The sequence below is a fragment of the Sutterella wadsworthensis genome (assembly GCF_003315195.1).
Taxonomy (GTDB): domain Bacteria; phylum Pseudomonadota; class Gammaproteobacteria; order Burkholderiales; family Burkholderiaceae_F; genus Sutterella; species Sutterella wadsworthensis.
The window spans coordinates 33,631-53,188 of record NZ_QNRV01000007.1; the positions used below are offsets into that span (position 1 = coordinate 33,631).

General features: G+C 58.2%; 12 protein-coding genes. 6 read left to right on the forward strand and 6 right to left on the reverse strand.

The window, feature by feature from the left end:
• Nucleotide 1 precedes the first annotated feature (1 nt).
• From cas1 to DES29_RS04920, 6 genes are all read left to right on the forward strand, one after another.
• Complete coding sequence (cas1, locus tag DES29_RS04895; protein ID WP_021995787.1) at nucleotides 2–949, forward strand: CRISPR-associated endonuclease Cas1; 948 nt, start codon at nucleotides 2–4, stop codon at nucleotides 947–949.
• A gap of 19 nt (nucleotides 950–968) precedes the next feature.
• Entirely contained in the window at nucleotides 969–1,283 is a 315-nt protein-coding gene (gene csx16, locus DES29_RS04900) for a CRISPR-associated protein Csx16 (protein ID WP_021995788.1), read from the forward strand.
• The gene (gene cas2, locus DES29_RS04905; protein WP_021995789.1) at nucleotides 1,283–1,573 is read left to right on the forward strand and encodes a CRISPR-associated endonuclease Cas2; all 291 of its coding nucleotides are present in this window, start codon (nucleotides 1,283–1,285) and stop codon (nucleotides 1,571–1,573) included. The genes csx16 and cas2 overlap by 1 nt, the downstream gene beginning before the upstream one ends.
• A 1,790-nt stretch (nucleotides 1,574–3,363) precedes the next feature.
• The gene (locus DES29_RS04910) at nucleotides 3,364–9,168 is read left to right on the forward strand and encodes an alpha-2-macroglobulin family protein (protein WP_113854527.1); all 5,805 of its coding nucleotides are present in this window, start codon (nucleotides 3,364–3,366) and stop codon (nucleotides 9,166–9,168) included.
• Nucleotides 9,165–11,753: a penicillin-binding protein 1C gene (gene pbpC / locus DES29_RS04915; protein WP_113854528.1), complete on the forward strand. Its 2,589-nt coding sequence runs from the start codon at nucleotides 9,165–9,167 to the stop codon at nucleotides 11,751–11,753. Before DES29_RS04910 ends, pbpC begins: the two co-directional genes overlap by 4 nt.
• Before the next feature lie 185 nt (nucleotides 11,754–11,938).
• Entirely contained in the window at nucleotides 11,939–12,496 is a 558-nt protein-coding gene (locus tag DES29_RS04920; protein WP_021995937.1) for a hypothetical protein, read from the forward strand.
• Nucleotides 12,497–12,592: 96 nt separating this feature from the next.
• Here the strand turns inward: DES29_RS04920 and purF are convergent, their stop codons facing one another.
• The 6 genes from purF to accD form a co-directional block, all read right to left on the reverse strand.
• A complete protein-coding gene (gene purF / locus DES29_RS04925) occupies nucleotides 12,593–14,104 on the reverse strand; it encodes an amidophosphoribosyltransferase (RefSeq protein WP_021995938.1) in 1,512 nt (503 codons plus the stop codon).
• Between the two features lie 176 nt (nucleotides 14,105–14,280).
• Nucleotides 14,281–14,784 carry a CvpA family protein gene (locus DES29_RS04930; RefSeq protein WP_005431966.1) on the reverse strand — a complete coding sequence of 168 codons (504 nt, stop codon included), beginning with the start codon at nucleotides 14,782–14,784 and terminating at the stop codon, nucleotides 14,281–14,283.
• Nucleotides 14,785–14,977: 193 nt separating this feature from the next.
• The gene (locus DES29_RS04935) at nucleotides 14,978–16,333 is read right to left on the reverse strand and encodes an SPOR domain-containing protein (protein WP_113854529.1); all 1,356 of its coding nucleotides are present in this window, start codon (nucleotides 16,331–16,333) and stop codon (nucleotides 14,978–14,980) included.
• Between the two features lie 151 nt (nucleotides 16,334–16,484).
• Nucleotides 16,485–16,871, reverse strand: a complete 387-nt coding sequence (locus DES29_RS04940; protein ID WP_021995178.1) for a cupin domain-containing protein — start codon at nucleotides 16,869–16,871, stop codon at nucleotides 16,485–16,487.
• A 235-nt stretch (nucleotides 16,872–17,106) separates the two neighbouring features.
• A complete protein-coding gene (locus DES29_RS04945) occupies nucleotides 17,107–18,450 on the reverse strand; it encodes a bifunctional folylpolyglutamate synthase/dihydrofolate synthase (protein WP_113854538.1) in 1,344 nt (447 codons plus the stop codon).
• 207 nt (nucleotides 18,451–18,657) lie between these two features.
• Nucleotides 18,658–19,530, reverse strand: coding sequence for an acetyl-CoA carboxylase, carboxyltransferase subunit beta (gene accD / locus DES29_RS04950; RefSeq protein WP_005431962.1), 873 nt, complete (start codon nucleotides 19,528–19,530; stop codon nucleotides 18,658–18,660).
• Nucleotides 19,531–19,558: the final 28 nt, after the last annotated feature.

Here is a 19,558-nt window from a genome sequence, read left to right on the forward strand (position 1 = left end):
TATGACAACGCTCTACATAGACCGGAACAATTTGGAACTTCGACTCGAGGGCGGGGCGCTTACCTGCTATGAAGACGGTCAGCGCGTCGGAACTATTCCGACGGCGCCGCTCGAACGCGTTGTTATGCGGGGCACCGCCAAAGTGGAAACGCAGGCAATTGCCAAACTCGGCAGTTTGGGTGTCGGAGTGATTTTTCTCTTCGGCCGCAGGCATGAGCCGGTACTCTTTTTGCCGCGGCCGCATAACGATGCCTTAATCCGCATCCATCAATGCGTACTGAGCCGCAACCCTGAGGCTTGTCGATTGGTCGCTGTTGACATTCTTCAGACGAAGATTGAAGCGCAGCGTCAGTTTCTTCAAAGCCGTGCTGATGCACTTAAAGACACCGCGCCAAAAGCACTCGTTGCAGCCACCGACAATCTCCGCAAACTATGGCCGCTCATCGACGCCAAGGCGTCGGAACCCGCCATCCGCGGAGTAGAAGGAAGAGCTGCCCGCGTGTATTTCGAAGGCCTTACGGCACTCTTTCCTGCTGAACTCGGCTTCACTGGACGCAATCGCAAGCCGCCGAGAGACCCCGTCAACGCTGCGCTTTCTTTAAGTTATGTGCTCCTTTACGCCGATGCTGCAATAGCTGCGCATCAAGCGGGACTCGATCCCTTTGTCGGCTTCCTGCATAAACCCGAATTCGGCCGTCACTCGCTTGCGTGCGACCTCATGGAACCCGCTCGACCGTTAGTAGACCGATTTGTTCTCGACCTCTTTGAAAGCGGACTCTTTACCTTAAAAAGCTTTTCGACTACCGACGCCGGGTGCTTTATCTCAAAGAATGCCCGGTCTGTCTTCTATCCCGCCTTTGAGAAGGCTGCCAGTGAGTGGCGCGGAATGTTGGCAAAAAGAGCCCGCAAACTTGCTGATGACATCCTGACTTACGCAAAAGAGCACTGATTCTTCCATCGCTATCTGCATGAGCACGTTCTTCATCTCACGCCACCCGGGAGCCATTGAATGGTCTCGCAGGCAAAATCTCGGCATTGATCAATGGATCACACATCTTGATCCCAAAATTGTAAAAACCGGCGACGTCGTCATTGGCACGCTGCCGATGAAGGCTGTTGCCGAGGTCTGCAAAAGGGGCGCGCGTTTCTTCACGCTGGAGTTAGGTCTCCGTCCAGAACTGCGCGGCCGCGAGCTTGGCGTCGACGAAATGAACCAACTCGAATGCCGTCTTGTTGAATACAAGGTCGTCCGTTGCGCACCTATGTGCGGGGAGGAGATTTGATGCACTTCATCATTGCCTACGACGTCACCAACCCGTCACGTCTTCAACGTCTTCACAAGGCTCTCTGCGAGTATGCGTTGCCCATACAGAAAAGTGTCTTTCTGCTCATGGGAAGTGAAGCGCAGTTTGCAAAGTGCCGTCAGAAGGCCGAACAGATCATCGACTCGTCAAAGGACGATCTTCGGTTCTACGCCCTCCCGGAACGAGGCATCAAAATTGCTCTGGGGCAGGCACCGCTTCCCGATGGCATCTATCTATCCGAGTTTCCGGAGCTCTCTCAGAGCTGCTGAAGCTGAGAACTCCCAAGCTGGATCTGAAAGGATTTCATGCGTAAAATTGGACAGTTCATTGACAGCGGCTTGCTGAAAATATTTGATATCGATCAAATGCACCAAAATTCACTTTTTTGCCCTTATTGGACATTGTCGCATTTCATTGATAAAAATGAAATATTTTTGGAAAAGTAGAGTCGAAAGACAGCCCTGATTAGAAAGGGATTGCGACAGGTCGACTGGCTCCAGTACGATCCGGCACTTTTGTCGAAAGACAGCCCTGATTAGAAAGGGATTGCGACGCAGCAGGGATCGAGGACGCTAGGCGTTTTCAGTCGAAAGACTGCCCTGATTAGAAAGGGATTGCGACCGAGCTGCAAGAAGCAGTTCCTGATCACACACATAGTCGAAAGACTGCCCTGATTGGAAAGGGATTGCGACAATCTTTTGGGTTGTCACCTGAGCGAATTCTTCTGTCGAAAGACTGCCCTGATTAGAAAGGGATTGCGACGGGTGAAGACCCAGTCATTGCCGACACAAGTAATCGGTCGAAAGACAACCTTGATTAGAAAGGGATTGCGACCCATCGTACTGATGTAGTTAGTGATGGCTTCTTCAATGTCTTTTGCTTACTCGTCACTAAAAAATAATTTCGCTAAAGAAGCACACGACAGTTTAACAAGCATACAGACATTCATCTCTAACAAGTAATTGACCGATATTCACCTATACTCGAAGTAAATCTATATGGATGGCATGAAAGAACACTTGGAACAGCTATTGATAGTCTAGGATATACGAAAGCTAACCAACAGCTCTCTGCCATAGTTTTTTTGAAGAAAGGCGACGATGCCCTTGCAAAGATTAGAGTACAGGCACAAGCTCCTACTTCCAATATTGTTGGAGCCATCTATAAAGGATCTAAGCTAATTACTGATGTAGCAGCAATGGGAATACTGGATACCTTACAAGAAAAAAATGATTGAAGAATAATGCACAAAGCCCTTCTCCCTCGAGGGCTTTTACGATACAAACTGGATGTTTATTTGATTTGCTTATATCGAGAGATGACCATATAAAAAGAAGATCACAACTGAGTACAATTTCTTTTACACCCAAATTTTATAGCGTTCGCACTTAATTCATTATAAATTATTTCTTCATAAAATGAGGAACTGAAGAGTATGTTTAGATTGACTTATTTTTATCAATATGCGACCTCAGTTATTAAAAATCTTCAAACATAAAAATTGCATTGCATTATGTATGAAATAGAAATATCTAAAAGAGATTGAGAGCATCGTTGGTTCAAAACACTATCCAGCCAACACATTTCAAACGCAGAGGAATACCTGAATTCTTGCGGGCTCATACGTTCTCCTTCCGACCTTCGCCTTACTGATCCAGTCAATCGCTGCCCTTTTATACTTTTTCCGATCGTCGCAGAGAGATACGCACTGATGCTTTTGCTTTCAGTGCAGCTGCTGCCGCTGATCACCACGGGACCAGATGATTCCCATCCCTCCGCCGAAAGAGCAAGGACATTGAGGACCATAGAGTTCGATGCGCTTAAGTAGTCCATGACTATGTCCTGCCACCAGGGCAATAACGCTCTTGATTTACGACCGAGTCGCTGCAGGAATTTGAGCTGGTGCTGACGCCGCCTTGCCGCCAATTTGATTGATATTGGCAAGCCTGATACTTGGAAAGCATGCTCATATGCCCATTCCTTGCCTCCGTGCCTCGACGGTTTGATCTCTGCGGGCTAAGCTTGAAGGACTTATGCTTTCTTTCCGTGGAGTCCGCGCATGCGTTGCTTCAAGCCTTTGAATTCTTCTCCTTCGCTTCTCGTCTGTGCCCTCGCCGGCGCCTTTGCCTGCGCGGCATCGGCCGCTCCGGCAGCCAATGACGTACAAAGCATTTGGCTTGCTCCAACAGGGACTTCACCCTTAAGCGCCAAAGCGCCGCTTCGCATTGAGATTTCCCCAGCGGAAAGTCAATGCCGTGCCGCCTACGGGGACGAATGGTATGAACGGTGTCAGCTGACGCTCGGGAAACCCGGAACTCGAGTTCAAGGCGTGCAGCTCACGCCGGAAACTGCAGGGGAATGGCGATGGGCGTCACCAAGCACTATTGTCTTCACGCCGAAAGAGGCCTGGCAGCCCGGGAAGCGCTTCCGCACCTCCCTCATTGGTCTGCCGATGCCGCTTCGTGCCTCACTGACGACCAATTTCCTCACGGTGGAAACACCCCCGCTCACTGCCGTGACCTCCCGTGCTCAAGTTTGGATCGACCCGCTTGAGCAGAAAAACCGTGCTCTATCCTTTGAGTTTGATTTCACGACTTCCGTTTCCGCGGCAGTCAAGACGGGCATTGAGCAGAATTTCACGCTTGACTTTGATGCGAAATCCGGTTTGAAGCTCGGCAAGCCGAGCTTTGTCTGGGGCGACAATTCAGAGAGCCTCTACGTTAAGGTGCCGGTGATTGAACTCGCCGACAGTCCGGTCGTTGCTTCCGCTTTGGTTAAAGGCGCTGCAGGGCGGGCAAAGCTTAAAGACGGCCGCTTTACCGTTCCCAAAGGATTTGAAGCTGCCAAAGCATCCGTAACGGTTCCCGGGCTTTCCACGCTCTTCCAAATTACGGAAGCTTCCATTCTGCCGGTGAAGGATGACGGGCTCAACGCCGAGTATGAAATCACTATCGCCTCGTCTTTGGCGCTTGACCCAACAGAGCTCTCCAAGCGTATCCGAGTGCTGACGCTGCCGAAAAAACTCGATTCGACGGCTGCCTCCGACACTGTCTGGACCGCTGCGCCGCTGATCGATGATGAAGTTTTAAAGCGAGCTTCCGCGCTTGAAGTTCGCCCTGATCTGGAATGGAGCACCACCGGGCGCGTAAAGCTGCGCCTGAAAGCGACGCCGGGCGACTACATCTATCTTGAGCTCCCCAAAGGCTTTGGCCCTGCCGGCATGCCGGGGCTGGAGGACGGCTGGAAGAGCGTACTGCTCCTGCCGCAGCCCTCCGCAGAAATCACGTTCCTGCAGCCCGGAAACATGCTCACGCTGGCGGGTTCCTGGGAACTCTCCCTCTTTACAGCCGGCATCGACAAGCTCAATTGGCGCATTGCCCGTGTACGCAATGAATTCCTTTCACTCGCCGCCGACGGCTGGAATGTGATGAAGTCGATTGCGCCTGACAGCTGGGTCACGGCTTCATCGGGGAGCACTGACCTCGGAGAAGTCAATCCCAAGCGTCCGGGCGAAGCGCGCTTCACAGCGCTTGACCTCTCTGAAGCCGTCATGGGCAGCGGGCCTGGGCTCTATCAAATTGAGCTCACCGGCACACGCATGAAGGACGGGAAGCCTGAAACCGTCGCCAATGCCTCCAAACGCATTCTCATTACCAATATTGCGATGATCGCCAAGACCTCGGCGAGCGGCGCACTGGACCTCTTTGCAGCAAACTTCGCTGACGGGAAGCCCGCAGCAGGTCTCAAAGCCTTTCTTTTGGCAGAAAACGGCACCGTGCTGGAAACCACGGAAACCGATGCGGACGGACGTGCTCACTTCAAATCGACCCGCGGCTGGGAGCGTGAAAAGAAGCCTGCCGCCGCCGCACTCCGCTCCAAGGGCACCGACCTCGCATGGCTTTCGCTCAAGGACGGCTCCAACGTTGCAGAAACGCTTCGCTGGGATGTCGGCGGCCGTTATACGGGCGGCACGGGGCTTTCGGCTTTCAGCTTTGCCGACCGCGGCATCTTCCGCACGGGCGAAACCGTGCATTTCGGCTTCGGCGTACGCAAACTCGATTTTGACCGTCTTCCGGAAGGCACTCCCATTGAACTCAAGCTCACGAATGATGCCGGCCGAGTACTGGAGAGGCGCACGGTAAAACTCAATGACGAAGGGCTGGGTTCCTTTGACTGGAAGATTCCCGACGGAACGCTTCCGGGCACGCTTCGCCTGGACCTTTTCGCGGGCGGCGAAGAACGCTCCGCGCTCTCCACCACAAGCGTCTTTGTGGGCGACTTCTCCCCCGAAACGCTTTCACTCTCAGCTGAACTTCCCGCTGATGAGGCTAAAGCCGGCTGGGTCAAGCCAAACGATCTGCCGATTTCAGCAACGCTGACGAGCCTCTTTGGCGCGGGCGCTCAAGGTCGGCGCGTAACCGGCACGGCAGAAGTAACGCCCGTCTCTGAAGTCAAATTGCCCGGATGGGACGGGTGGCTCTTCCCATCTCCCGGCGCCGCGCCTTGGAAGGCGCTGCCGACAAGCCGGACCTTGGACATTGAAGCGGCCGTTACGCCCGGCTCTGGTTCAATAGATGCGATGGTTCCGCTTTCGCTTTTAGAGTTAAACGGCTTTGCCGACGTGGACCTCACGCTTACCGGCACCGAAGCCGAAGGGGCCGGCGCTGTTGAACGGCATCTCTCCTTCATTGCTTCGCCTAACGACATCGCCGTGGGCTGGCGGATCGAAGAAACGCCGCAGCCCTCCTGGTTCCTTTTGACGGGTGAGCCGGCCTCCATGGCTTTGGCCGTGATTGACCGCAATCTCAAGCCCAAAGCAGGCACGCGGCTCAAAGTCACAATTGAAAAAAGCCGCTGGATCACTACCCTGAGTGAAGACAGCTCGGGGCGCTTTACCTATTCGGACGATGAAGCCCCGGAAGTTCGGCAAACAATGGACGTCACCGCGGATGATCAGGGCATTGCTCGGATCAAACTGCTCACGGGCGAGCCCGGCAATTGGCTTGTTCGTGCGGCCGATGAGTCCGGCAAAGAACTCCTCGTGATTCCTTACGGCACTGCCGGCGGCCGATTGGCTGATTTTGCCGACGGCATGCTGCCGACGGCAGAGCTTCGCGCCAAGCTCGAAAAAACGAATCTCAATGCCGGCGACACCGTGCGTGTCTCGCTGCTCTCCCCAGTATCGGGTTTTGCGCTGGCAAGCTTTGAGTCGACAGAAGTGATTTCCACCAAGTGGGTGAGCGTCAATGCAGGCGAAAACCTGCTCGAGCTTGAAGCCCCTGCCGATTTCACCGGGCGGGCATGGCTGCGGCTCTCTGTCGTGCGCGGCCAAACTGACGCCAAGAAGTTCCTGAAGGGTTTTGCGGAAACCGCCGTTCCCATTGAGCTCAACGCCTCCGCCAAGACTCTGCCCGTCACTATTAAGGCGCCCGAAAAAGTCGAAAACGCTCGCCGGATACCCATTCAAGTTTCCGCGGCTGCCAAGGCGAAAGTTTTCCTCTTTGCGGCCGATGACGGACTGCTTTCGCTCACCAACTGGCAGACACCCGACCCAATTAAGACGATGCTGCTCGATCGAGCGCTCGAAGTAGACACCCGTGAGACGCTTTCACTCCTCATGCCCGACGCCGGATCGCTTAAGGACCTCATCAAAGCCCCGGTTGGCGGCGACTTCATGGCGAGCGCCAAAGCCGCTGCGGGCTTTGGGAGCCCCTTCAAGCGCTCTTTCGGACCGTCAACGGTTTGGTGGGGCGGACTGGTTGAAGTGGGGCCTGACGCTCAAACCTTTACTGTCGAACTGCCCGAAGGCTATGCCGGCCGAGTGCGCGTGAGCGCTGTGGGAGCGGCCGAAGCCTCTGCAGGTTCTGCTCAGGCGCTCATTGTCGCTGCGCCCCCGCTTGCTCTCACTCCCGCTCTTCCCGGTGTCTTGTCGCTTGGCGATGTGTTCCGTGCTGGAGCGGTCGTCACACCGAACATGCCCGCAGAATCCGCGAGCTTAACGATCACGCCGCCTGCGGCATTTGCTGCTGAACCCGAAGTTCTTCCGCTTAACTTCCCGGCTGTCGGCGGCATATCGGCCTCGGCTCAGTTCACGGTTCCCAATCAACCCAGTGCGCTCGGCGAACATCCATTTATCCTCAAGGCTGACGCGCGCGCAAAAGAGAATGGACAGACGCTTTCCGCCCAGCGCAGCGAATCCATTGTTGTGCGGCCCGCATCGCTGCTCCAGACAAGGCTTTACGCAGGCCGAGCTGAGCATTCAGCGGATAAGTCGGCATACGAAGTACCGACGGTGCTCTACCCGATCAATGACCGCACCCGCTTCATTGCAGCTTCCACCCCCGCAGCGCTCGCTCCCGAACTAGGCCGCCCCTTCCAGACGGCTGACAACGACTTCGGAGCGGTACTTCCCCGGCTGGCTGCATCGCTGCCGGAAGTGTTGCTTACGCTCAACACGGACGCCGCACGCCTGTTGCCGCAGTCGGTTTTGACAACGGACGCCTCGGCCGCCAAGAAGGCCGCTCAAGATGCTGCCCAACGCCGCGAAAAGGTTTATGCCGCGGTTCGCAGCACCCTCACTCGCGAAGGCCTTAAAGCGATGCCTTGGAGCGAATTCGATCCCTTCCTCAGCGCCTTAGTGCTCGACTATCTGGTCGACGCTCTTCGGCTTGACTCGAGCGCGCTCGAACCGCTGCAGCTCCTGCGGAGCCGCCTGGTTCGTTCAGTCAATTTGGATCCTCAGACGATTGATGACGCCCGCACGAGCGCCTACACGCTCTGGGTGCTCACCCGTGAGGGCACCATGACCACCGCGCAGCTCGAAGCCCTGCGCGCCTCCATGACGTCGCGCTTTGAAGGCTGGGAGCGTGATGCTGCCGCCTCGTTCCTGGCAGCCGCCTATTCACGGCTTCGCCTTCGTGACGAGGCTCGCTCACTGGTGAAGTCCACGCCGTCGACGGCTCGTGCCGCCGGTGCGTGGACGCCGGAAACGGCTGCCGCCTTGGCTGCCTCGGCGCTCTCCGAAGCCGGCTTGGGACAAGAACCCGCTGCACGGTTCTTGGTGAGCATGGCCGGTGAAGATCTGGCCCGCACCTTTGCCGCCGGCATTGTTTCGCCGCTCTATGCCGCTGCGGCCGCTCGTGCTGCGCTCACGCCCGAAGTGGGCGGTCTCACGGCCGGCGAATCGGCCGCATCCCCCGATTTGGTCTGCACTCGACGTGCGGACGGGTTCCCTGCCGACCAGGATCGTCTCGTGCTGGGCGCCTGGGGCGCGCTCCTCGATGCCCCCGGCTGTCTGGCTGCCGAAGCATCTGGTCTCCCGGCATCGCCCTATGTTTGGTGGCAAGTCGAGCAAACGGGCTACATCGTGCCCGATGACACGCAGCCGGCCGACCGATCCGCGCTTGAAGTCGAACGCACGTACCTTGGCGCCGACGGCAAAGCCAAGACCGAATTCACCGCCGGCGAACGCGTGACGGTCCGCGTCAGAGTGAAGAGTTTTGCGGGCGAAAGCGCCGTACGCGACGCCGTTGTCACCGACCTCCTGCCGGGCGGCTTTGTCTGGGCCATGCCTGCGGGGGCATGCCCCGAAGGCGCACTCGAATGCCGCCGTGCCGAAGACCGTGTGCAGTGGGCCGTGCCTGCGCTCACCAACTGGGAGCCGCTCACTTTCACCTACACCGTGCGGGCAGCCTATCCGGGCGTTTATAGAGCGGGCTCCGCAGCAGCCTTGTCCTTGAGCAACCCCGCGCTGGCAGCTCAGAGCCGCAGCGCCAAGATCCGCATCACGGCGCCTGAAGAGCCTTCTGGCACGAACGCTCCTCAGCCGGCCACTTCCCCAACGCCTGCGAGCGCAGTCCAATGACCGACGACCTTTCACACAAACCCGTCGATGCCAGCGGACAATTACCAGCGGCCGGCGCAGCGAATACTGCGCCGGCTGAGCAGCCTGCCGCAGCGTCGCCGCAGTCTTCTGCCCCCGCAGAATCCGCCAAAAGCGAAGAGGCGACGGCGTCCTCACCTGCTCCCCAGCCCTTGGAAGTCGGCCGCAGCCCTGCCGTTGTTTTTCTGCGCCGCACGGCCTATGTCCTGCTTTCTGCGGCGATCATGACCGTGGGTTTATACGGCGGGTATGCTGTTCTCAAAAATCGCGCGGCCTCGGAAGCTGCGCCGCCGCTCCTCGAAGGCATTCCCTTTTCGAGCGTGCTTTACTCGCGAGAAAACGTCCTCCTTCGCGTCGTACCGGCCGCTGACGGCATCTTCCGCGTTAAAACACCCCTCGAATCGATCGATCCCAAACTGGTTGAAGCCACCATCGCCTATGAGGACCGGAACTTCTATAAGCACCCGGGCTTTGATCTTCTGGCGCTGATTCGCTCGGCCGCCAGCACCTACATCGGCGGCTGGCGCACCGGCGCGTCGACGATCACCATGCAGCTTGCCCGCATGCGGCTCCATCTGCAGACAGATACACCCGACGGGAAACTTCGGCAGATCTGGCATGCGATGCGCTACGAAGCGCATTACACGAAGCGGCAGATTCTTGAGGCCTACCTCAACCTCGCGCCCTACGGCAGCAATGTGGAGGGCGCAGAAGCTGCCGCAGCCGTATGGTTCCATAAAGAGGCTTCCCATCTCACGCCGGCAGAAGTCGCAGCGCTCGCCGTTATTCCGCAGAATCCCGTCAAACGGCGCCCTTACCCCCAAGGCAGCACGCCGCTCGATACCGCGCGGCTGCGGCTCGCACGGATCCTCGTGGAGCAAGGCGTTTATCCGCCCTCGGCCGCCGCGGCGCTGCGAGCGCCGCTGGAGGTTTTCGGTCCGGAACACCTCCCTTTTCTCGCTCCCCACTACGCGCAAACGGTTCTGAACCGCATAGTGGGGACCCCGGAGCGGTCAGAACCCAACGCTGACGAAACGGCTTTCAAAGCGGGAAAACTTAAAGGGACGCTTTCGCTCGATGTTCAATCGGCAATGGAAGCGCTCGTTCGTGAAACCATTGCACGGCTCTCGCCTTGGGGCGTGAAGAATGCCGCCCTTTCGGTGGTTGACGCCCGCGACCGTTCCGTGCTCGCCATGGTGGGCTCGGCAAACTTCTTTGACCCCTCAATTCAGGGCGAGGTCAATGCCTGGACGGCCAAGCGAAGCCCTGGTTCCATGCTGAAGCCCTTCACCTATGCGCTCGCACTCGATCAAGGGCTTATTCACGAAAAGACGGTCTTGATCGACAGCCCGATCGCCATCGGCGGATGGGCCCCGGACAATGCAGACGGCAGCTTCCGGGGGCCGCTCTCCGCCGAAGATGCATTGGTGCTCTCGCGCAATATTCCGGCGGTCGATTTGGAAAAGCGCCTCAGTCCCGGGCTTTATGAATTCCTCAAACGCGCCGGCGTCGAGCTCACCCATGATAAAAATTGGTACGGGCTCTCCCTTGTTTTGGGGGGCGCAGAAATCACCATGGCTGACGCCGCCAAGCTCTACGCCATGGTCGCGGGGGAAGGACTCCTTCGGCCGCTGCGGCTTCTGGAAGCTCAAGCCTCCCCAGCCGAGGCCGATCCGCTTTCGCGTGAAGCGCAGTTTGTCCTTCGCCGCATGCTCGCTTCGCGCGGAGAATCGGTGACGATTCGCGGCGCGAGCCGCGAGCTCCTCTATAAAACCGGAACCAGCAACGGCTGGCGCGATGCATGGACCGCCGGCATGGTCGGTCCCTATGTCATCGTCGTGTGGCTCGGCGACTTTGCCGGACGTCCCAACCCGCAGCTTCAGGGCGCGCATCTTGCCGCCCCGCTCTTTCGCGCGGCGGCTTTGCGTCTGGGGAGCATCCCCGCCCTCGACTGGCCGACCGTGGTCAGTGCTCAGCAAGAGGCCGAAGACAAACATTTAAAAGTTGCTCTAGAACCGGTCTGCGCGGCAACGGGCGACCTGGATATTCGGCTCTGCAGCCGGCGAACCAACGCCTGGATCCTTCCCGGCCGCACCTCCGTGCGGGATTCAGGTGTTTTTCGCGAAATTTGGATTGACAAAGAAACCGGGCTTCGGGCCTGCGGCCCCGGTCCCGGCATTGAAAGACGCGTTTGGGAATTTTGGCCGACGCACTTTCAAAAGGTCTTTCTGGCGGCGGGCATCGCCAAGGAGCCGCCCCCGCCATACACGGCCCAATGTGCTGAACGCTTGGGCGTCCCAGGGGGCCGCGCACCGGTGATCACCTCTCCCAAAGCGGGAGCCGCCATTTACTCGCCTGCCGGCTTTGACGCAGCCCGTGTGCTCCTCGCTGCGGGGGCCGATCCGGACGCCGCCATTCTCTATTGGTATGCCGACGGCGCATTTCTGGGTGCCCGCCGAGTCGGCAAGGCGCTCGAATGGTCTGCACCCGCCGGTACGCATGAACTCGCTGTTGTGGATGATCTCGGGCGCACGAGCACGATGCGCCTGACGATCAGACGCCGATAATCACGAGAACCCGGCACGGCCGGCTGTCTGCCGGCCAAGGGTCTGGAAGAACCGATTGGCGCAAGGTCTAACACTTTTTTATAAATTCCTATGTTTGACCTCAGCGTTCCCGCACTAACCTTGTCATATCTGAACAATGATTCAGAAATCGCCGCAATGGCTATTGCAAAGAAAGGAGCTTTGTTATGAAGAAGAGGTTTGCTGCAGCCGCCGGCAGCGGCTCCGGATTTCGACGCTCGCTCGGCGCTTTGGCTTTGATGCTCACCTGCGGCGTCTTTGCCGCTTTCTCAGCCCTGCCTTCACCGGCATTGGCCGGCCCGCCGCCCGGCATGCACCATCCCGGGCCCGGCTTTGGCGGTCCTGGTCATCGCCCGGGCTTCCGCCCCGGCCCGCCTCCGCCCCCGCCGAGATACCATCGCGGCTGGCACCCTCGTCCTTGGTACCGCAGCTGGGGTTTCTGGGCGCCGACGATTACGGTCGGCACGATCCTCGGCGCAGAGCTCTATCGCTCCTCGACGCCGCGCTATGTTGAGGTCCCGGTGCAGACGGTTCCCGTCACGCCGAGCACGTCCTATGCGGCCGCGGCTCCCGCGGCATCGGGCGCTGCCGGATCCGGCAGCTATCCGTGGTATTGGTGCTCGAGCGAACAAGGATACTTCCCGACCGTTCGCTCCTGCCCGCTCGGCTGGGAGACCGTGATGGGTTCGAGCAGCACAACGCCTCCCGCGCCGCCCGCTCCCTAAACGGCAAATGCCCGCCCGAAATCATTGAATGATTCCCGGCGGGCATTTTCATGAACCCAAACGGCTATCGTTTAGCTCCGACAAGAGCATTCGGCGTTATTCGTTTGCGCCTTCGCCTTCTTCATCGTCCTGAGCCTTGGGCTGAGGAGCGGCCTGAGCTTGGCTCAGGCGATCGAGATATTCGCTCGTCACGTCGCCCGTGACATAAACGCCGTCAAAGCACGAGCAATCGAAGGCCGGAATCGACGGGTTCAAATCCGAAAGCGCATTCTTCAGGCCGTCAAGCGTCTGGAAGATCACCTTGTCGGCGCCGATCACTTCAGCCACAGCGTCCGCATCCTTGCCGTCGCCGCAGATCAGTTCCGACTTCGTCGGCATATCAATGCCGTAGACATTCGGGAACATCACGCGGGGCGCAGAAGAAGCAACATAGACCTTCTTTGCGCCGGACTCGCGCGCCATACGGACGATTTCCTTCATCGTCGTGCCGCGCACGATGGAGTCGTCAACGAGCAGCAGGTTCTTGCCTTCAAATTCCACGGGCATGGCGTTGAGTTTTTGACGCACGCTCTTCTTGCGGGTCGTCTGCCCGGGCATGATGAAGGTGCGGCCGATATAGCGATTTTTAATGAACCCTTCGCGGTAGGGGAGCTCAAGCTGCTTGGCGAGCTCCTGCGCACACGGCCGAGAGCTGTCCGGGATCGGCATGACGACGTCAACATCCTTGAGGTCAATCGTCTTTTTCACCGTTTCGGCCAAATAAACGCCGAGATTGAGGCGGGCGCCATAGACGCTGATGCCGTCAATGAGGGAATCCGGACGCGCAAAATAGACGTATTCGAAAGCGCAGGGATTCTTCACTGGATTCTCGGCGCACTGACGCGTTTCAACGTTCCCCTTGAAATCGATCCAAAGCGCTTCGCCGGGTTCCAGATCGCGTTCGAGCTTAAAGCCGAGCCCCACCATCGTCACCGATTCCGAGCTCACCATCCATTCGCGTTCGCCGTTGGCAGCAATCGCCGAACCGAAGCAGATCGGCCGAATGGCATGCGGATCACGGAAGGCAAGGAGCCCCTTGCCGGCAATCAGCGCCACCACGGCGTAGGAGCCCCGCACGCGCTTATGTACGGCCGCGACGGCCTTGAAGATGCCGTCAGCGTCAAGACTGCCGCCGTCGCAGACGCGGGAGATTTCATTGGCTAAAACGTTGAGCAGCACTTCCGAATCGCTCGTCGTGTTGATATGACGATGATCGTGCTCGTACAGATCCTGCTTAAGCGCCTCGGCATTGGTCAGGTTGCCGTTGTGAGCGAGCATGATGCCGTAAGGCGCATTGACGTAAAAGGGCTGCGACTCCTGATTCGAACTCGCACAGCCCTGCGTCGGGTAGCGCACGTGACCGATGCCGACATTGCCCGTCAGATCACGCATGTTGCGCGTACGGAAGACGTCGCGCACCAGGCCCATGGCCTTATGAATGTGGAACTGCAGACCGTCGAGCGTCGCAATGCCCGCCGCATCCTGACCGCGGTGCTGCAAAAGGAGCAGCGCGTCGTAGAGGCGTTGATTAACAGGTTCATTGGAAAGGAGGGCAACAATGCCGCACATGGATGTAATCCTCGATTAGGCCGGGGTGAACGCCCGAAGAGAAAATAGGAAAAAGGGAAAAAACAGTAACTTTGCGCGCATGGGCTATAACGGCACAATGCGCAAAGCCGCCCGGACGAGTCTCGGAGCGGCTTTGAGTGAAAACTTGCACATGATATGAATGAGCCCTGCCTCTCTCAGCTGCGGCGATAAGACCGGCGCATGTCAGCGAGCCATGCCGGCAGATAGGGCATCGACCAATTGATGATCGTTTCCGTCGGTCCGATCAGCACGGACTGCTGCCACATACGGCTTTCATGGATGGAAGCGGGCATACCGAAAAAGAAGACACAGGCGCAGACAACCACAATGCCGCGCAGGAAGCCGAAAACGGCGCCCAGAGCGCGGTCTTCAAAGCGCAGCGCCGCCGTTTCAAGCAGACGCCGAATAATGGCCGAAAGCAGTCCCACCACAAAGAGGCAGGCCACAACGATCAGGACAGCCGCAATGATGACGCGCGGCAGCCATCCGATGCTTTCAAGCGGAATGTGTTCGGCGACAACCGCGGAATAGTTCATCGCCAGAAAGATGCCTGCAACCCAGCCGGCAATGGCCAGCACTTCACGCAGCACGCCGCGCATGATTCCAACAATGGTGGAAAGTGCGAGAACGGCAATGATGATCCAGTCGATTTCCGTCATGAGTGCGCTGCAGGCGGGAGATAAATGAGTGAGAGAAAATAGGGAGCTTTACGCTGCCCGTTTCCGGCTGCCTCAAGAGCGCCGCCGGACTTCTCTTAAAAAGGCTACATTGTACCGAAAATTGTCTGCCGGACTTTCGATTCCCTCGGAGGTTTTATGACCCCGAAGCGACCTGCTGTCCGGCCTCAAAGCATTAATCTTTTTTCGCCAGATAGGGCTTTTGAGCGATGCCGTTAAGCATGATCGTACCCCGTACGCCTTCGGCTTCAGATTTCTCGGCATAAAGCCCCACACGAACCTTCCAAAGTGCGCCGCCCTCATTGGTACGGTACGCGGGGAGCCCCAGGAGCGCGAGTTTTTTCACTGTGCGCTCCGCGGCGGCTTCGTTGCTCGTAGCGACAACCTGCACATACCAGCCCTTGCCCGTGGGCGGCGCGATGCCGGCTGACTTTGCGGCCGGCTGCGGCTTCTGAGCCGGTTTCTGAGCCTTTGGATCGGGCTTTGCCGCCGTCTTCTCGGCAGGTTTGGCAGGCGTTTTTTCGGCCTTTTCAGATTTCGCCGCCTGCGCTGGCGCTGCCGTCTTGCCGGGCTGCTTCGGAGCGGCCTCGGCGGCTCCTTTCGCTTCACGCTCAAGATTGGCTTTAGCAGTCGACTCCGCGCGGCCCATAGACGTATCCGACACATCCACGTCGCCCGCCTGAGCACGATCCCCGTGAGCCGCCGGCGGCACATTCAGCGTTGTGCTCGTCTCGCTTTCTTTAGGAATATTGATGTCGGTACTCTCGAGCTTAGACGTGTCGATCGGCGGTTCGTTATCGATCACGAAAGGCGCGGCAACCACCGCGGCCATCAGAAGAACAGCCGCTCCCACCATGCGGTGCTTAGTGCGTCGGCGGGCAAGCAGCTCCGCATCCGTGAGCGGACGACGAGCCGGACGTTCAGCGGCGCGTTCACGTTCGGCCTGAGCGCGCACTTGTTCGCGCGGCACGGGCTTCAAGGCCGGTTTAAGAACTTCAGCATCTTCGCTCTCACCTGCCGCCGCAGGGGACGGATCCGGTTCCTGGCGAGGTTCAGGCATGACAAAAGGCGCCTGCGCAGCCGGAGCGCCTGCGGCCTCGGGCGCCAGAATTTGAGCGGCCTCCGGTGCAGAGACGCTTTCGGCTGAAGCCCCCCATTGGGGCTCTTTTTTATCCGTCGTCGGCGCATGAATACCATACGGATCCCAGGGGGCTGCTTTAGGCGCAGTCGGCGCTGCGGCTTGGCGTTCCGGCGGCTGAGGCGCTTGAGGAGGAGCACTTTGCTCCCCAGCGGTCTGAGCCGCAGGTTCAGCAAAGTCAAAGGGCGGAGGTTCCGTCGGCTGAGCGGACGGTGCCGTCTGCCCGCCCGTCTGCGTTCCCTCATTGAATCGTCCTAATGACGGCTCCGTTCTCGGTCCAAAGGTGGGTTCGGCATGCGGCGCGGCAGTGCCAGCCTCTTCCGGCGTTTGCATCGTCGCGAGCTTCACCCCTTCAGGGCGTTGATTTTTCCGGAAAGGATTAAAGAACGACATGGGAACGCCTCGAGCATTACAAGCAATAAAAACAGTATGAGCTTCACCGCTCGTCCTCTTCTATGACCGAAGACAATGGTGAAGCTCACAAAATTCTATCAGCGGTCCTGTCGGCCGCCCTATCGTTCTAACTTTTCGATAAGAAGAAATTTCAGTGCCACGGCGCCTTTTCTTCGCAAGGCATCCCGTCGGTCATCGTAAAGCCCTCGAGACTGCCGCACTTCGTTTGAATACAGACAAAGCGCATAGCCTCGGTCGGCAATGCCCGAATGGCGCGCTTAGCTGCCGGCGCCACACGGAGCCAGTCGCCGGCACGAAGCGCAATCACCTCGCCGTCAAGCCAGATTTCGCCAGCGCCAGAAAGGATCCCGTAGAGCTCCTCATTTTGCCGGTGCGCATGCACAAACGGTACGGCAGCACCAGCTGGCAAGTCATTGACAGAGACTTCACAGCCCGTTAGGCCAAGCTCATCATGGAGCTCCGTGCGGGCGTCGCCAGAAGCATGAATGAGCGTGAAGTTCTTCTTGGATGAATTCATGATTTTTATCCATTGATTGTAAGAGCAGGGAAGTTCATTAACGAAAGGGAAGATCTCAAAGTGGTTCGACATCGAATTATTTATTTCGTTAAAAGCCGCTCTGTGGTGGGAGCGGCTTCGATCGTTATGTTAGTTCGATATCGAACTTTTGTCAACAGACAAATATCTTCTCCGCGAACCTGCGCTTCCTCGGGCAGACTCGCGGAGAATCTTCAAGGACCCCGGACGCTGATGATCACCGGCGCAGTCCTTCCTTAGCAAAGACCTCAAGCGCTTCGCCGACCGTCACGAAGGATCCGAAAATAATGATGCGCACTGGCGCCGCAGGCTCGTCCTCGGCTGAGAGGCGAGCGGCATAAAGCGCGTCCGCAATGGTCGGAAAGGATTCAATCGCACGCTCCTTCACGCCGCCCTCGAGCATCTTAGCTTTGAGCGCCTCGGCCGAGCCCCCTCGCGGACCGGGCAAGCCGGCAATGAACCAGCGATCGATTTCCGGCGCTGTCAGTCGGACCACCTGAGCACGATCCTTATCTTCGAGCATGCCGAAAACGGCCAAGGTCTTTTCTCCTGGCTTTCGGGAGACATGAAGGTTTTCTGCCAAGACACCCGCCGCCTGAGGGTTGTGCCCCACATCGAGGAGCGTCGTGCAGGGCTGGGTCGTAATCTCTTCAAAACGCGCCGTGATGCGTACCTGAGTGAGGCCGGCAGCGGCGGCGGCTTCCGTCACGGGAAGACGATTGAGGAGCGAAATAATCGCTGCAAGGGCGCCCGCCGCGTTGCGGTATTGATTTTCACCCTGGAGCGCAGGCCGCGGCAGCTGCCAGCTGAGGTCGCCCATGCGGAATTGGAATGACCCGTCAAGATGCTCCGTCACACTGAAATCGCGGTTGATGAGCAGAAGCTTCGCGCCGATTTCGGCAGCGTAGCCAACCAGCGTTGACGGCGGATTGGGGTCCGAGCAGATGGCCGGCCGCCCGGAGCGGTAGATATGCGCCTTCTCGACGGCGATTGCTTCTCGAGTGTTCCCCAGAAATGCCGTATGGTCAATGCCGATCGCCGCCACAATAGAAACGTCCGGATCGACGGCATTCATGGCATCGAGCCGGCCGCCCAAGCCGATTTCGAGGATCACTACGTCTGGATGCGCATTCTGAAAAAGTTTGAGCACCGCGAGGCCGGTGTATTCGAAGTACGAGAGCGTCATCCCGCCTCGTGCGGACTCCACTTCGCCAAAGGCAGCGATCAGCGCCTCGTCCGAGACTTCCTCACCACTGAGGAGCGCGCGTTCATTGAAGCGAATGAGGTGCGGCGACGTATGCATGGCCGTACGGAACCCTGCCTCGCGCCAAATGCGCTCCATGACGGCGCAGGTGGACCCTTTGCCGTTCGTGCCGGCAACCGTGACGACGGGACATTCAAACTTAATCCCCATGCGGGCGATCATCGTCTGCATGCGCTCCAACCCCATATCGATGGGCTTATCGTGGAGCTTCTCAATGAACTCGAGCCATTGATTAAGCGAAGCACCGGCAGCAGGCGCCTGATGCGGCGCAGAAACAGAGACTACGGGGATAGTCATAGCAGTGAAATCCAACTCATCGAAAAAACAATAAAGACACGGGCTGCGGATGCATGCCCGTGTCAAAGAAACTTACCGCATCGGCAGCCGTATCCCGCTTCAGCGAATGTCTGACCTATTCAGAAACCCGGAAAAAAGCTGCGTTCGCCAAACCAATGAGCGGGAAATGCGCTCAGGAGGGAGCCGCGCCGCTGCAGACGATCGGCCTCAAATCCCGTTGATCGGCTGCTTCTTCATCAGAAGCTGCGTAATGACGGAAATCTGCGCACGCATATCGCGGCGGTCGACGATTTTATCCACCTGACCGTGCTTCAACAGGAATTCGGAACGCTGGAAACCCTCTGGGAGCTTTTCACGCACGGTCTGTTCAATCACGCGGGGACCGGCAAAGCCGATGAGCGCCTTGGGTTCAGCAATGACCACGTCGCCAATAAAGGCAAAGGAAGCCGAGACGCCGCCCATCGTCGGATCCGTCAGCACAGTGATGAACGGAAGGCCGTAATCCGCAAGACGGCGCGCAGCGTTGGTCGTCTTGGCCATCTGCATGAGGGAGAAAAGCCCTTCCTGCATGCGGGCTCCGCCGGAAGCGCAGAACACCACGAAGGGTGCGCGGCGGCGAATCGCTTCTTCCACGCCGAGCGCAAACCGTTCACCGACGACGCTGCCCATGGAGCCGCCCATGAAACCGAATTCAAAGGCCGCAGCCACCATCGGCTCACGACGAAGAAGACCCGACATCACGACAAGCGCATCTGTTTCGTGCGTCGAAGCTTCCGAAGCCGCATGGCGCGCCGGGTAGGGTTTGCTGTCGACAAAGTGCAGCGGATCTTTGGTGCGGATCTCCGCGCCGATTTCTACCGCCGTAGCGGGATCCAGAAAGGCATGCAGACGCACGCGGGCGCCCATGCGGAAGTGATACCCGCACTTTGGGCAAACGCGCAGACTCCGGTCAAGCTCCTCGGTATAGAGCGCCTGCTCGCAGCCCGGACACTTCGTCCATACGCCTTCCGGAATGGGGCTAGGCTTCTTCGGGGCTTCTTCGCGCTTGATTTTGGGGAGAATGTGATTGATCCAGCTCATCGACGTTTGCTCGAAACAGAAAACCGAA